Raw genomic sequence first — 13,818 nt, 5'->3', positions numbered from 1 at the left:
CGCCCCACCCTGTCCCGGTTTCCGACAACTATCGGGAAGCGGTCGGTTACTCCAGGTAGACATAGTCGCCATGAGCGCATGGCTGCGAGATGAATTCCCCTTGAGTCCGGGTGCTTGCGACGACGAGCGCCGGACGGACATCTTCAACTATCTCCGCGACGAGGGCCGCCACCACACGGCGCGGGTCACCGCGACCGGCGCCGGCTGGCTGGCCTCCGCCGAGCCGTACCCCCGCTCCACGCTCGCCCTCTGGGAGGCCCGGCCCACGGCCCCCGGCGTGCTGCCCTGCGGCGCCGTCTTCGACGTCGTCAACGTGCCCTCCGTCTTCGGCAGGCGCATGCTCGACCGGCTGTGGTCCGACGGCCCCGGCTCCGGGCCGGTCGCCACGCACCGGGGCCGGATGATGCTGTTCGCGGCCCCCGGCACCGCTCAGCGGCTCCCGTCGCTGCTGTCCTGGGAGGAGTGGGGGCGCCCGGTCCCCGAGGACAGCGCCCCGGCCGTTCCGCCGCTGCTCTGCCACGGCTCCGGCGACGCCGTGACCGTACCGCCGCTGGTCCCCGGCACCGCTCCTGCCCCGCGCTGGGTGGTAGCCCCCGACACCCGCCATCCGTGGCTGCCGGGCCCCGAGGTGCTGCTCTGGGCGTGCGTGCGGGCGAGCCGCCCCACGGTACGGACGGCGGTCACGCGCCCCCGGACCGACGCGGTGACGGGCCGGCCGGGTTCCCGCCCCTGAGCAGCGCACCAGCGCCGTCGGGGGCCTGTCATATCGATTTTTCTTCGCACCGATCCTGGTGCTAAGGTCTACGACGTCAGCAGGCGCCGCTAGCTCAGTTGGTTAGAGCAGCTGACTCTTAATCAGCGGGTCCGGGGTTCGAGTCCCTGGCGGCGCACAGACAGGGAAAGCCCCTCGCGAGAGCGGGGGGCTTTTTCGTACGCGCGTGCCTCAGACGCCCGTCGTGACCTTCACCGTCCACGCGCCGGTCCGCGTCCGGTCGGCCACCTCCACCTTCGCGCCCTCCCCCGGCACCGTGAACGTCTCCCCGACTGCCAGCGGCGCGTCCGCCAGCGGCGGGTAGACCGACTGGTCCCAGCAGGCCTCGCTGTCCGGGTGCGTGTCCACCACCTCGATGGGGCCGCCGCCCGACTCCGCCTCGCCACTCACCCGGTAGATCAGCACCCCCTCGGTGCAGGTGGTGGAGTCGTTGCCGGTCGAGCCGCGCGCCTCGATCGCCAGGGCCGAGTGCTCGCCCGTCCTGACCACCGCGAGCCGGGTCCCGGCGCTCGCGCCGACCGGGGGCGCGGTGTCCAGCGGTTCCAGGGTGAGCATGCTGCTGCCGGTGGGCTTCACACAGCTGATCTGCCGTCCTTCGAGCCAGCCCAGCTTCCATTTGTGCCAGCCGAAGAGGTCGGGCGACAGACCGAATTGGCTGCCCATCACATCCCAGTCACCGACGTGGGTGTCCCAGTCGCCCTTGCCGTCGGTCGGCCGGTGGTAGAGGTCGGGCAGGTCGAACACGTGCCCGGTCTCATGGGCCAGCACGTTGCGGTCCGGGGGATGGCGCTCGAAGACGGTGACCACGCGCTTGATGTCCGTGCCGTCCGCGCTCAGCGGATGATCGAAGTTGACCACTTTCGTCGCGTCGGAGTCCACGCCTGGCGCATCCGGGTCGGCGACCAGATAGACGAGGTCGTACCGCGAGAAGTCGATCACCGGATCGGCGACCTCCAGTGCGTCCCGGAGGTACGCGGTGCGCATCGCCGGCTCCCAGTCGCGCTTTATCGCGTAGTCGGTGGACGGGCGGGGCATGTCGATCCAGCGGAGCCGGGGGTGCGGATGGAGGGCGAACTTCCCGTACGAGGCCCGCTCGAAGAATCTGCTGGTAGCGGGGAAGTGGTCGGAGACCAGATCGGCGGGGTCGAGGCGCGGCACCGCGTCCGGGAAGGACAGGAAGACCATGACGGCGTCAAGGGTCCTGGCCGGGCGCGGGTAGGAGGCGTTCCAGGTGTCGAGGCCGAGCGAGTGGTGCGCCGCGGTACGCGGCAGGGCGCACGGACCCGCGGAGTTGGCCGCCACGGCGGGGCCGGCCACCAGTGAGGTGGCGGCGACCGCGACGAGGGAGGTGAAGGCCGCGGCGGTACTGCGCAGGCGCGGCCGTCCCACTCCCCCGCGTGTCGGGCGACGCTCCACGTGGACCTCCGGCTGTGGAATGCGGGACAGCTCACCCACCTTGTGCCTTTTTGTAGCGAGACGCCCTGTTCCACTGGACCGGTTGGGTGAGTGGGGCGACACCCCCGGTGGATCACGGAAAGTCACAGCCGATCGGGTCGGGGCATCCCGCGCCCCAGCCGCGCAGAAACGATCGCCCGCCGCCCCGGCGTCGACGTAGCGCGCCCGGGTTCACCACGCGGGAGCTGGAACGGCCCACCGGCCAGCCTCTATGATCGGCAGACTTATCTGCGCCGACCATCCCGAATCACACCCTGTACGACACCACTGCACCGCGGGAGCGAGCCGTGAGCGGAACCTCCGAAAGGCCGCGGCGTGCGGCAGTCGCGGCACCCGATTCCAGCACGTCCTCGGTGACGGAACGTGATGTTCTGGCCATGCTGGACGGTACGGGCTTCGCGCTCGGCGAGCTGCGGACCCTCGCCCGCCCGGCGCCCGTCCGGCCCACCCCCGCCGGCCACCGCGACACCCCCGGTCACCGCGCCGACCGCGACGCCCCCGGCCACCACACCGGAACCGACGCCCGGGGCAGCCACCCCGCCGCCGCCCCGGACAAGCGCGCCGCCGCCCTCGACCACCGCCACGGCACCGACCCCGGCCCCGACCTCCGCGACTACCGCGCCGCCTTCAACGCCGCCCGGCTCCCCATGGCCGTCGTGGACCGTCGGGGGACCGTCGTCACCGCCAACGACGCCCTCGCCGAGTTCGTCGGCAGCGAGCGCACCGCGCTGCGCGACCGCGCCGCCGCCGACCTGGTCGACCTCGCCTCCGACGACCGGACCTGGCACGCGTACCACGAAGTGCTGAGAGGCCGCCGCTCCCGCTTCCGCTGCACCCGCCGTCTCAAACACCCCGACGGCCGCACGCTCTGGGCCGAGGTCACCGTCGCGCCCCTGCCGGACGGCGGCACCGTCCTGCTCTCCCTCACGGACATCAGCGAGCGGCGCGAGCTCCAGGCCAGGATCCGCCACCTTCAGATGCACGACCCGGTGACCCGGCTGCCCAACCGCACGCTGTTCTTCGAGCGGCTCTCCGCCGCGCTCGAATCGTCGTACGACCATGGCAGAACAGGGCGGATCGGTCTCTGCTATCTGGATCTGGACGGGTTCAAGGCCGTCAACGACACCCTCGGGCACCGGGTCGGCGACCGGCTGCTCGCCGCCGTCGCCGGCCGTCTCACCGAGTGCGCCGACAACGACGGGCACAGCCGGGGCGGCAGCCACCTCGTCGCGCGCCTCGGCGGCGACGAGTTCGGGATCCTGGTCGAGGACTCGGCCGGTACGGAACAGCTCGCCGACCTCGCCCGCGCCGTACTCGCCGCCCTCCAGCTCCCCTTCGACCTGGCCGGGCAGCGGCTCTCGGTCTCCGCGTCCATCGGTGTCGTCGAACGGGCCGCCGACGGCACCACCCCCACCGGTCTGATGCAGGTCGCCGACACGACGCTCTACTGGGCGAAGGCGGACGGCAAGGCGCGCTGGACCCTCTTCGACCCGGAGCGCAACGCGCACCGGATGACCCGCCAGGCGCTGTCGTCCACGCTGCGCCCGGCGGTCGAGCGCGAGGAGTTCCTGCTCCAGTACCAGCCGCTGGTGGGGATGGCCGACGGAGTCGTCCAGGGCGTGGAGGCGCTGGTGCGCTGGAACCACCCGCAGTTCGGCATCCTCGCGCCCAACCGCTTCATCGGGATCGCCGAGGAGGACGGCTCGATCGTGCAGCTGGGACGGTGGGTGCTCCGTACGGCCTGTCTCCAGGCCCGTGAGTGGCAGCGGGACCACCCGGCGGAGCGGCCGCTGTTCGTGAGCGTCAACGTCGCCGTACGACAGGTCTGGGACTCCGACCTGGTGGCGGACGTGGCCGCGATCCTCGCCGAGACGGGTCTGGCGCCGCATCTGCTCCAACTGGAGCTGACCGAGTCGGCGGTGATGGGCTCGGCGGGACGTCCGCTCCAGGCACTCCAGGCCCTGAGCGACATGGGCGTGCGGATCGCCATCGACGACTTCGGGACCGGGTACTCGAACCTGGCCTATCTCAGCCGGCTGCCCGTCTCCGTACTGAAGCTCGACGGCTCCTTCGTACGGGGCTTCCGTTACGACGGGGCCGCGCACCCCAATCCGGCGGACGAGACGATCGTCGAGACGCTGGTCCATCTCGCGCACCGGCTGGGCCTGACGGTCACGGCGGAGTGCGTGGAGACGGCGGGGCAGGCGGCGCGCCTGCGCCGGATCGGGTGCGACACCGGGCAGGGCTGGCTGTACTCGCGGGCGGTGGTGCCGGAACGGATCGCGGAGATGATCGGGGCCGGCCCGCTGAAGATCTGACGGGCCGGCCCCGCGGTCGGACGGCCATCGGTCAGGCCGGCAGGCCGTAGGCGTCGGCGATCAGGTCGTAGCTGCGCAGCCGGGCCTCGGCGCCGTGGGCGTTGGCGGTGAGCATCAGCTCGTCGGCGCCGGTGCGCTTCTGGAGGTCGTCGAGACCGGCGCGGACGGCGTCCGGGGTGCCATGGACGATGTTCGTCAGCCAGCCGTCGACGAAGTCACGCTCCTGCGGGCTGAAGCTGTACGCCTCCGCCTCCTCGGGCGTCGGGACGAGCCCGGGGCGCCCCGTGCGCAGCCGCAGCATCGACAGGGCGCCGGTCAGGACCTGGCGGCGGGCCTCCATCTCGTCGTCGGCCGCGAGGGCGGCGACGCCGATCAGCGCGTACGGCGCGTCGAGGACGGCGGACGGCCGGAAGGACTCGCGGTAGAGCTCCAGCGCGGGGACGGTGTTCTGCGCCGAGAAGTGGTGGGCGAAGGCGAACGGCAGCCCGAGCGTGGCGGCGAGCCTGGCGCTGAACCCGGAGGAGCCGAGGAGCCAGATCGGCGGCCGGCCCGCGGGGCCCTGGACGGGTCCTGGGACGGCGTGGATCCGGGAGTACGGGTGCCCGTCCGGGAAGTCGTCGTCCAGGAAGCGGGTGAGTTCGGCGAGCTGCTGCGGGAAGTCGTCGGCGCCTTCGTTGAGCCGGTCGGTACGGCGCAGGGCGGCGGCCGTCGCCCCGTCGGTGCCGGGCGCGCGCCCGAGCCCGAGGTCGACCCGCCCGGGTGCGAGGGCCTCCAGGGTGCCGAACTGCTCGGCGATGACGAGCGGCGCGTGGTTGGGCAGCATCACGCCGCCCGAACCGAGCCGGATGGTCTCGGTGTGGGCGGCGAGGTGCGCGAGGATCACGGCGGGCGAGGACGAGGCGACGCCGGGCATCGAGTGGTGCTCGGCGACCCAGTGCCGCTGGTAACCCCGGCGCTCGCCGAGCTTGGCGATCTCGACGCTGGTGCGCAGTGAGTGCCGCGCGGTGCTCCCGCTGCCGACGGTGACCAGGTCCAGTACGGACAGCGGCACGGGCGCGGTGCCCAGCTTCGTACCTCGAATTGCGTCAACCACCGGTGCGAGCCCTCCTGAGCGGGAATCAAGTACGAATCCCGACAACAGGAGGACGGCTCCGTTTTATTCCCGGGGCCGGGAGACCCGGCCGGGTTCTAGTCCCTCTCGCGGCCGGCGAAGAGTGTCCCCAGCTTCGGGGCCCACGCGTGCCGCTCGACCAGGCGCAGGCCCTCCCAGACGGTGACCTGGTTGGCGGTGAGGACCGGCTTGCCCACGGCCTCCTCCAGCTCCGGGAGGTACGCCACGGTGTGCAGCGCCGTGTCCGGGAGGAGGAGGACTTCCGCGTCCGGGTGGTCACCGGCGCGGGCCAGGGCCAGTACCTCGTCCCGGCCCCAGGTACCGACCTCGGCGGCGGTGATGATGCCGCTGCCGCGTGTGGAGACCACCTCGATGCCCGCCGCCTTCAGGAAGGCGGCGAAGTAGCCCGCGACGTCCTCCGGATACGTCGCGGCGACCGCGACCCGTTTGGCGCCGAGCGCCTGGACCGCGTGCGCGAAGGCGAAGGACGTGCTCGAAGCGGGCAGTCCCGCGTCCATCGCCAGCCGGCGGGCCTGCTCGTGCGCGCCGTCCCAGCCGTACACGAAGCTGCCGCTCGTGCAGGCCCAGACCACGGACTCGGCGCCCGCCATCCGCAGCTCCTCGACGCCGTCCGCCAGCCGCCGGGCGGAGCCCATTTCCAGGAGCGCGTCGACCCGGTGGGCGTCCTCGCCGATGTCGGTGTGGACGAGAGGCAGTCTGATGTCGCTGTCGAAGAGCATCTCCAGCCGCGGGTAGTCGTCCTCGGCGGAGTGGCCGGGGTAGAGAAGTCCGACGGTCGTCATGTCCACCCTTCCTGTTCCTCGGTCGGAGCGTCCGGCTGGGAAGGCTGCGCCCACTCGCCGGGCTGGGCCGGCTGGATGTCCTGCATCTGCTGGACCGGTTCCATCCGCTCCATCTCCGCGATGCCGGGGATGTCGCTGATCTCGGAGATCTCGTTGATCTCCGCGATCTCGGAGATCGGGACCTCGGGGATGCCCGAGATCTCGACGGGTTCTCCTAACCCTTCCAGCGTAGGCACGTGGCGCACCGGAGGCGGGTTGAGCAGCAAGCCCTGGTACGGGCCGACGGCGTGTGCGCCGATTCTGCGCAGCGCCGCCCACATCGTGACCTGGTTCGCCGACAGCACCGGCATCCTCAGCTCAGCCTCCAACTGCGGGATCGCGTCGTACGTCGGCAGGTTCGTACAGCTGATGAACAGCGCGTCGGCCGCACCGACGACGGCCTGCCGCGCCATGTCCACGACGGACCTGTACGGCACCTTCCAGATGTGCCGGGTCAGCCCCAGAAAGGCGCGACCCGTGACGGTTACCCCGGCCTCCGCCAGGTACTCCTCCAGCGACTCGGTGACCGACTCCGTATAGGGCGTGACCAGCGCGATCCGTTTCGCGCCCAGCTCCTCCAGTGCTTCGAGGAGCGCGCCCGACGTAGTGAGCGAGGGCACCTCGCCCGCTCTGTTCATCGCCTCGCACATGGCCCGCTCGCCGCCGACACCGCCGACGAAGCTGCCCGATGTGCAGGCGTACGCGATCACCTCTGGTTCGGACGCTCCAAGGGCCCGCACCGCCTCTCCGAGGGTCTCGTGCTCACTCACGAGCCTGGCAAGGTCCAGCGACACCTCGACGGGGACGTAAGGGGTCCTCGTCAGGCGCAGCGAGATCTCGTCAGGCATCCAACGCCAGAGTTCACGGTCGAGAGCGAAATCGAATGGGGCGACCACACCGACACCACGCTGCGGCTGTGGTCCACCCAGAAAGGAGACATCCAAGGCACGGCCCCCTTTGGCTGTTGTTGACGACGGTAGGAGCTAAATGCGAGCGTGGTCAATCCGCACAGGAAAGACGTTGCACCGAGTTTTCCTCGGGGAAATCCCCGCCCCGCTCAGAAGGGCTCTCCCGATGGCCGAACCGACCCTTCTCGTACTGGGTGCCGACCCGCCGCCGCGCCTCGGCCGGCTGACCGGCCGAGCCCGGATCCAGTACGCGGACGACTCCACCCTCGCCGCCCAACTCCCCCTGGCCGACGTCCTGTTGGCGTGGGACTTCACCTCGGACGCGATCCGGCTCGCCTGGCCCGGGGACGGGCCGAGGCCGGTCTGGGTCCACACGGCGAGCGCCGGGGTGGACCGGCTCCTCAGCCCCGAGTTGATCAACTCCGAAACATTGGTGACAAACGCGCGCGGCATCTTCGAGGAGCCCATTGCCGAATACGTGGCGAGTCTGGTGCTTGCCATGGCCAAGGATCTGCCGGGAACTCTCGAACTCCAGCGCCAGCGGCGCTGGCGTCACCGCGAGGGACTACGGGTAGCCGGCAGCCGCGCGACCGTCGTCGGCGCGGGTCCGATCGGCCGGGCGATCGCCGACACCCTGAAGGCGCTCGGAGTGACGGTGGCGGTCACCGGCCGTACGGCGCGCCCGGGAATCCACGGCGCCGATCAGCTGGACCGGCTGCTGACCCGCTCCGACTGGGTGATCTGCGCGGCGCCGCTCACGGAGAGCACACGCGGCATGTTCGACGCGCGTCTCTTCGGTCTGATGCAGCCGTCCGCACGCTTCATCAATGTGGGCCGTGGCCAGCTCGTGGACGAGAACGCGCTGATGGAAGCCGTGTCCAAGCGCTGGATCGCGGGCGCCGCCCTCGATGTCTTCGAGTCGGAGCCGCTCGATCCGCAGAGCCCTCTGTGGGACGTGCCCGGACTGATCGTGTCGCCGCACATGAGCGGCGACACCGTCGGCTGGCGCGACCGACTGGGCGAGCAGTTCGTCGCGCTTTACGACATCTGGGCGTCCGGGGAGCCCTTGCCTAACGTGGTGGACAAGAAACGTGGGTACGTCCCCATGCATGACTGAGTCCATGTTCCTCACCGATCTCACCGCACGACAGTTGCTGGCCGGCTACGAGAGGGGTGACTTCTCACCGGTCGACGTGACACGCGCCACGCTGGACCGGATCGAAGCCGTCGAACCGCTCGTCAACGCCTTCGTCCGGGTCGACGCCGACGAGGCGCTGGCCGCCGCCGAGGAGTCCACCGTCCGGTGGCGCGGGAAGGAGCCCCGGGGGCTGCTCGACGGGGTCCCGGTCTCGGTGAAGGACATCTTCCTCCAGCGCGGCGGGCCGACCCTGCGGGGCAGCAGGACCATCGATCCGGCGGGCCCCTGGGACGAGGACGCGCCCGCGGTGGCGCGGCTGCGCGAGCACGGCGCGGTCCTCGTCGGCAAGACGACGACGCCGGAGTTCGGCTGGAAGGGCGTGACGGACTCGCCGCTGAGCGGGGTGACCCGTAATCCGTACGAGCTGTCCCGGACCGCCGGCGGGTCCAGCGGCGGCAGCGCGGCGGCGGTGGCCCTCGGCGCGGCTCCGCTGTCGATCGGCACCGACGGCGGCGGCTCGGTCCGGATCCCCGCGTCCTTCTGCGGCATCTTCGGATTCAAGCCCACCTACGGGCGGATCCCGCTCTTCCCGTCCAGTGCGTTCGGCACGCTGGCGCACGCCGGTCCGATGGCGCGGGACGCCGCCGACGCCGCGCTGCTGCTCGATGTCATCAGCGGCCCGGACTGGCGCGACTGGTCGCAGCTCGCCACGGCACCGGGTGTCGGGGCGACCCTGTCGGACGGGGTGGCGGGGCTGCGGATCGGATACTCGCCGTCGTTCGGCGGCCAGGTCGCGGTGCGGCCGGACGTGGCGGCGGCGGTGCGGCGCGGAATGACGCGGCTCGCCGAGCTGGGCGCGTACATCGAGGAGGCCGACCCGGACATCTCGGATCCGGTGGAGGCGTTCCACATGCTGTGGTTCACGGGCGCGGCCCGGGTGGCGCAGTCGCTCGGCGACGAGCAGCGCGAGCTGCTCGACCCGGGGCTCCGGGAGATCGTGGCGACGGGGTCCCGGGCGAGCGCCCTGGACTATCTGGCGGCCGTGGACACGCGGATGGAGCTGGGCCGGCGGCTCGGCCGGTTCCACGAGACGTACGACCTGCTGGTCACCCCGACCATGCCGATCACCGCCTTCGAGGCGGGGGTCGAGGTGCCGAAGGGCTCGGGGCACCACCGCTGGACCGGCTGGACGCCGTTCACGTATCCCTTCAACCTGACCCAGCAGCCCGCGGCGACCGTGCCCTGCGGGGTGGACGCGGACGGGCTGCCGATCGGCCTCCAGCTGATCGGTGCCCGTCACGCGGACGCGCTGGTGATGCGGGCGGCACACGCGCTGTACGAGTCGGGAGCGACATCGCTCCCGGCACCGACCGGCGCGTAGCGCACTGTCCGCACAGGCTCACCGGCCCCTCCCTCGGCCGGTTCACCCCCGCGCTCAGGCGCGCCTGAAATTCAGTGTTTCCCCCGTCGCGCCCGCGCGCCACAGGTCCTGGCACGCCTCCGCCATCTCGTCGAGCCCCTCGACGACCGAGCCCCAGACGATGCCGGGGATCCACCCCGTATCGCCGTTGATCAGCAGGTTGTTGCGCTCGTAGAAGAGAGCGAGGTCGACGACGGTACGGCGGCCCCGGTGGGCGGCCTTCTCCTCGTAGCCGTACGACGTGGTGCCGAGCACCGTGTCGGAGAAGGTGAAATAGCACAGATCACCCGGAATGGGGGTGACCGTCGGGTTCTCCAACGGCGGCTCCTCCTCCGCGAACCCGGGCATCAGCGCGTAGATCTCGTTGCGCGCGTACTTGGCGTGATAGACGTCACCCCCCAGCGGCAGCGCGTCCCACACCGCGGCGCAGGTGATCGGGGCCAGTTCGTCGAGGAGTTTGGCGGTGCAGCGCACTCCGCGCTTGTCCAGGGAGACTTCGATGAAGCGCTCGCTCATAAGTCTTCGCGCCCTTCTCGTCGGTTCGGTACAGCCGGTGTCCGGCCATGAATACCCGCCCCGGCCGCGCGAATGCCGGGCCGGACGGACCCGCCCTCCCCGCGGGTAACGATAGGCATATCGGTCCGAAAATGATCCGCATACCCCCGGACGATTCGGGTAGCCGCGCGCCTATGGCTCCACTAAAGGGGAACAACACACGAAGCACAGGAAGCGGGCTCCGGCGCCGCTCGCTGCTCGCGGGTGCCGCGGCACTCGGTGTCGCGGGGGCGGTCGGAGCCACCAGCGGATGCAGCCGCGTGGCCACCGCCGACACCGGGGACGGGGGAACTCTCCTGGACCAGTTGCGCGCCAAGGGGACGGTGCGCCTCGGGCTGGCCGGCGAACAGCCGTACAGCTACATCGGCAAGGACGGCGAGATGACGGGCTCGGCCCCGGCGATCGCGTCACGCATCTTCAAGGAGCTGGGCGTGGACAGCGTCCAGCCCTTCGCCACCGAGTTCGGTTCGCTGATCACCGGCCTGAACTCGCTCCAGTTCGATGTGGTCGCCGCCGGGATGTACATCAATCCGGAACGCTGTGAACAGGTGATCTTCGCCGACCCCGAATACCAGATGCTCGACGCGTTCATCGTGCCGAAGGGGAATCCGAAGAACCTGAACAGCTACAAGGACATCGCCGAGGCCGGTGCCACCATGGCGACGGGTGTCGGTTACGCGGAGATCGGTTACGCGGAGGAGGCCGGGGTCAAGAACATCACGACCCTGCCCGACCAGCTGGCCGGCCTGCTCGCCGTCGAACAGGGCCGCGTCGACGTCTTCGCCGGTACGGCGGTCACGGTGTTCAACGTCATCAAGGAGACCGAGAGCACGAAGGCCGAGGCGACCAAGGAGGTCACGCCGATCGTGGACGGCAAGCCCGTCATCGACGTCGGCGGCTTCGCGTTCCGCTCACCGGAGACCAACCTGCGCGACTCCTTCAACCGCGAGCTGCACAAGCTCAAGAAGAGCGGCGAACTCCTGGAGATCATGCGGCCCTTCGGCTTCACGAAGGACCAGATGACGACCATCACCGCCAAGGAGAAGTGCGCGCCATGAGCGAAATTACCTGGGGTCTCTGGGAAATACTCCTCAAGGGCGTCTGGATCACCGTCCAGCTGACCGTGTTCAGCGCCGCACTGGCCGCCGCGGTCGCGCTCGTCGTCGGACTCGCCCGCTCCCACCGGCTGTGGATCGTGCGCTTCATATCCGGGGCGTACTTCGAGATATTCCGCGGCACGTCCGCGCTGATCCTGATGTTCTGGATCTTCTTCGTGCTCCCGCTGGGCTTCGGCTGGCAGCTCGTCCCGCTGTGGGCGGCGACGCTGGCGCTCGGCCTCACCTACGGGGCGTACGGCTCCGAGGTCGTCCGGGGCGCCGTGCAGGCCGTGGCTCCCGCGCAGCGCGAGGCGGGGATCGCGCTGAGCTTCACCCCCGCCCAGCAGCTGCGGAAGATCATCCTGCCGCAGGCCTGGCCGGAGATGATCCCGCCGTTCAACAACCTGCTGATCGAGCTCCTCAAGGGCACGGCACTGGTCTCCATCATGGGCGTGGCCGACATCGCCTTCGGTGCGTCGCTGGTGCGCAACGCCACGGGTCAGAGCGCCCCCGTCTACACGATCATCCTGCTGATGTACTTCGTGCTCGCCTTCGTGCTCACGCGCGGGATGCGCGTCCTCGAACGGCAGGCGAAGGCCGGGATCGGCCAGCGCCCGGAGAAGAGGTCCCGGCTGATCGGCCGCAAGGCCGAGATCCCCCGGCAGGACGCCACTCCGGCGACCGTCGGAGGTGAGGGCCGATGAACTGGGACTGGTCCGCGGTCGGCGACTTCATGCCGATGTTCTGGGACGGCCTGCTCGTCACGCTCCAGGCGCTGGTCCTGGGCGCGCTGCTCGCCTTCGCGCTCGGTCTCGTCTGGGCGATGGCCCAGCGGTCCGGCCTGGCGGTGGTGCGCTGGCCGGTGAACGTCATCACCGAGTTCGTCCGCAACACCCCGCTGCTCGTGCAGCTGTTCTTCCTCTACTACGTGCTCCCCGAGTGGGGTCTCACGCTCAGCGCCATGGTCACCGGTGTGATCGGCCTGGGCCTGCACTACTCGACGTACACGGCCGAGGTCTACCGCGCCGGCATCGACGGCGTCCCGGCCGGCCAGTGGGAGGCGGCCACGGCGCTCAGCCTGCCCAAGTCGCGCACCTGGGGCGCGGTGATCCTGCCCCAGGCGATCCGCCGCGTCGTGCCCGCGCTGGGCAACTACGTCATCGCGATGCTGAAGGACACTCCGATGCTCTTCGTCATCGGAGTACTGGAAATGCTCGGCGAGGCACGGCAGTTCGCCTCCGAGACCTTCCTGACGGTCGAGGTCTTCACCGTCGTGGGTGTGGCCTTCATCGTCATCTCCTATCCGGCATCCCTTCTCATGCGAGCATTGGAGCGTCGCCTTGTCCGCTGACAGCACTCCCCTCAACACCTCGAAGGAAACAGCCAATCCCGCCGCCGACGGCAGCGAGCTGATCCGCTTCGACAAGGTCACCAAGCGCTTCGGGTCCAACACGGTCCTGGACTCACTGGACTTCACCGTCAACTCCGGCAAGCACGTGACGCTGATCGGCGCCTCCGGATCGGGCAAGACCACGATCCTCAGACTCCTGATGACGCTGATCAAGCCGGAGGAGGGCACCATCAAGGTGGCCGGCGACTACCTCACGCACGAGGAGAGGGACGGCGAACTCGTTCCCGCCGGCGACCGCCATGTCCGTGAGGTGCGCAAGAAGATAGGCATGGTCTTCCAGCAGTTCAACCTCTTCCCGAACATGAAGGTGCTGCGGAACGTCACCGAGGCGCCGGTGCATGTGCTCGGGCTCTCCCCGGACGAGGCCGAGGAGCGGGCGCGCGGCCTGCTCGACCTGGTGGGGCTCGGCGACCGCTGCGACGCGTACCCGAGCCAGCTCTCGGGCGGGCAGCAGCAGCGGGTGGCGATCGCGCGTGCGCTCGCGATGCGGCCGCAGGTCCTGCTCCTGGACGAGGTCACGTCCGCGCTCGACCCGGAGCTGGTCGCGGGCGTCCTCGACGTCCTGCGGGACATCGCCCACACGACGGACATCACGATGCTGTGTGTGACGCACGAGATGAACTTCGCACGGGACATCTCCGATGACGTACTGATGTTCGACGCGGGTCATGTCATCGAGTCCGGGCCGCCGGAGAAGATCTTCAGCGAGCCGGAGCACGAGCGCACCAGGGAGTTCCTGAGCGCGGTGCTGTAGGGCGTACGCCCGGCGCGTTCACGCAGGCGACGGGCGC

At 70.3% G+C, this 13,818-nt stretch carries 12 protein-coding genes, 1 tRNA gene and 1 pseudogene; 9 read left to right on the top strand and 5 right to left on the bottom strand.

Features of this window, described 5'->3' with window-relative positions; all coding sequences use genetic code 11:
• The first annotated feature begins 70 nt into the window (after positions 1–70).
• A pseudogene (locus tag IEY79_RS09850) lies at positions 71–826 on the top strand (hypothetical protein).
• Positions 817–890, top strand: a tRNA-Lys gene (locus tag IEY79_RS09845). Before IEY79_RS09850 ends, IEY79_RS09845 begins: the two are co-directional and overlap by 10 nt.
• Before the next feature lie 53 nt (positions 891–943).
• Here the strand turns inward: IEY79_RS09845 and IEY79_RS09840 are convergent.
• Entirely contained in the window at positions 944–2,161 is a 1,218-nt protein-coding gene (locus IEY79_RS09840; protein ID WP_373292506.1) for a M6 family metalloprotease domain-containing protein, read from the bottom strand.
• Between the two features lie 353 nt (positions 2,162–2,514).
• On the opposite strand from IEY79_RS09840, the gene IEY79_RS09835 reads away from it, so the two are divergent.
• Complete coding sequence (locus IEY79_RS09835; RefSeq protein ID WP_373292504.1) at positions 2,515–4,545, top strand: putative bifunctional diguanylate cyclase/phosphodiesterase; 2,031 nt, start codon at positions 2,515–2,517, stop codon at positions 4,543–4,545.
• 31 nt (positions 4,546–4,576) lie between these two features.
• Here IEY79_RS09835 and IEY79_RS09830 read toward each other — a convergent pair whose 3' ends face one another.
• The 3 genes from IEY79_RS09830 to IEY79_RS09820 form a co-directional block, all read right to left on the bottom strand.
• Positions 4,577–5,638: an LLM class flavin-dependent oxidoreductase gene (locus IEY79_RS09830; RefSeq protein WP_189106984.1), complete on the bottom strand. Its 1,062-nt coding sequence runs from the start codon at positions 5,636–5,638 to the stop codon at positions 4,577–4,579.
• A 95-nt stretch (positions 5,639–5,733) separates the two neighbouring features.
• A complete protein-coding gene (locus IEY79_RS09825; RefSeq protein WP_189106983.1) occupies positions 5,734–6,459 on the bottom strand; it encodes a maleate cis-trans isomerase family protein in 726 nt (241 codons plus the stop codon).
• Positions 6,456–7,442 (bottom strand): maleate cis-trans isomerase family protein, encoded by a 987-nt coding sequence (locus tag IEY79_RS09820; protein WP_229700776.1) that lies wholly within the window; start codon positions 7,440–7,442, stop codon positions 6,456–6,458. Before IEY79_RS09820 ends, IEY79_RS09825 begins: the two co-directional genes overlap by 4 nt.
• A gap of 130 nt (positions 7,443–7,572) precedes the next feature.
• Between IEY79_RS09820 and IEY79_RS09815 the strand changes: the two genes are divergently transcribed.
• Positions 7,573–8,523 carry a D-2-hydroxyacid dehydrogenase gene (locus tag IEY79_RS09815; protein ID WP_189106982.1) on the top strand — a complete coding sequence of 317 codons (951 nt, stop codon included), beginning with the start codon at positions 7,573–7,575 and terminating at the stop codon, positions 8,521–8,523.
• Positions 8,516–9,925: an amidase gene (locus IEY79_RS09810; protein WP_189106981.1), complete on the top strand. Its 1,410-nt coding sequence runs from the start codon at positions 8,516–8,518 to the stop codon at positions 9,923–9,925. Before IEY79_RS09815 ends, IEY79_RS09810 begins: the two co-directional genes overlap by 8 nt.
• A gap of 54 nt (positions 9,926–9,979) precedes the next feature.
• Here IEY79_RS09810 and IEY79_RS09805 read toward each other — a convergent pair whose 3' ends face one another.
• Positions 9,980–10,480, bottom strand: coding sequence for a DUF3830 family protein (locus IEY79_RS09805; RefSeq protein WP_189106980.1), 501 nt, complete (start codon positions 10,478–10,480; stop codon positions 9,980–9,982).
• A gap of 173 nt (positions 10,481–10,653) precedes the next feature.
• Here IEY79_RS09805 and ehuB point away from each other — a divergent pair, with 173 nt between their 5' ends.
• From ehuB to ehuA, 4 genes are read left to right on the top strand one after another with little or no spacing between them, the layout of a single operon-like run.
• Positions 10,654–11,577: an ectoine/hydroxyectoine ABC transporter substrate-binding protein EhuB gene (gene ehuB, locus IEY79_RS09800; protein ID WP_189106979.1), complete on the top strand. Its 924-nt coding sequence runs from the start codon at positions 10,654–10,656 to the stop codon at positions 11,575–11,577.
• On the top strand, positions 11,574–12,320 hold the full coding sequence (gene ehuC, locus IEY79_RS09795) for an ectoine/hydroxyectoine ABC transporter permease subunit EhuC (protein ID WP_189106978.1): 747 nt from the start codon (positions 11,574–11,576) through the stop codon (positions 12,318–12,320). Before ehuB ends, ehuC begins: the two co-directional genes overlap by 4 nt.
• Positions 12,317–12,967 carry an ectoine/hydroxyectoine ABC transporter permease subunit EhuD gene (gene ehuD / locus IEY79_RS09790; protein ID WP_189106977.1) on the top strand — a complete coding sequence of 217 codons (651 nt, stop codon included), beginning with the start codon at positions 12,317–12,319 and terminating at the stop codon, positions 12,965–12,967. The genes ehuC and ehuD overlap by 4 nt, the downstream gene beginning before the upstream one ends.
• Complete coding sequence (gene ehuA, locus IEY79_RS09785; RefSeq protein WP_189106976.1) at positions 12,957–13,781, top strand: ectoine/hydroxyectoine ABC transporter ATP-binding protein EhuA; 825 nt, start codon at positions 12,957–12,959, stop codon at positions 13,779–13,781. The genes ehuD and ehuA overlap by 11 nt, the downstream gene beginning before the upstream one ends.
• The last annotated feature ends 37 nt before the right edge of the window (positions 13,782–13,818 follow it).

Source organism: Streptomyces camponoticapitis (genome assembly GCF_014646115.1).
GTDB lineage: Bacteria > Actinomycetota > Actinomycetes > Streptomycetales > Streptomycetaceae > Streptomyces > Streptomyces camponoticapitis.
Note: the sequence above shows the minus strand (reverse complement) of the source record. Positions and strands in the feature narration are given on the sequence as shown.

Bases quoted from the DNA above. Each gene is read 5' to 3' on its own strand.
- IEY79_RS09825 (WP_189106983.1), bottom strand. From the start codon at position 6,459: ATGACGACCGTCGGACTTCTCTACCCCGGCCACTCCGCCGAGGACGAC.
- IEY79_RS09815 (WP_189106982.1), top strand. From the start codon at position 7,573: ATGGCCGAACCGACCCTTCTCGTACTGGGTGCCGACCCGCCGCCGCGC.
- IEY79_RS09810 (WP_189106981.1), top strand. From the start codon at position 8,516: ATGACTGAGTCCATGTTCCTCACCGATCTCACCGCACGACAGTTGCTG.
- IEY79_RS09805 (WP_189106980.1), bottom strand. From the start codon at position 10,480: ATGAGCGAGCGCTTCATCGAAGTCTCCCTGGACAAGCGCGGAGTGCGC.
- ehuB (WP_189106979.1), top strand. From the start codon at position 10,654: ATGGCTCCACTAAAGGGGAACAACACACGAAGCACAGGAAGCGGGCTC.
- ehuC (WP_189106978.1), top strand. From the start codon at position 11,574: ATGAGCGAAATTACCTGGGGTCTCTGGGAAATACTCCTCAAGGGCGTC.
- ehuD (WP_189106977.1), top strand. From the start codon at position 12,317: ATGAACTGGGACTGGTCCGCGGTCGGCGACTTCATGCCGATGTTCTGG.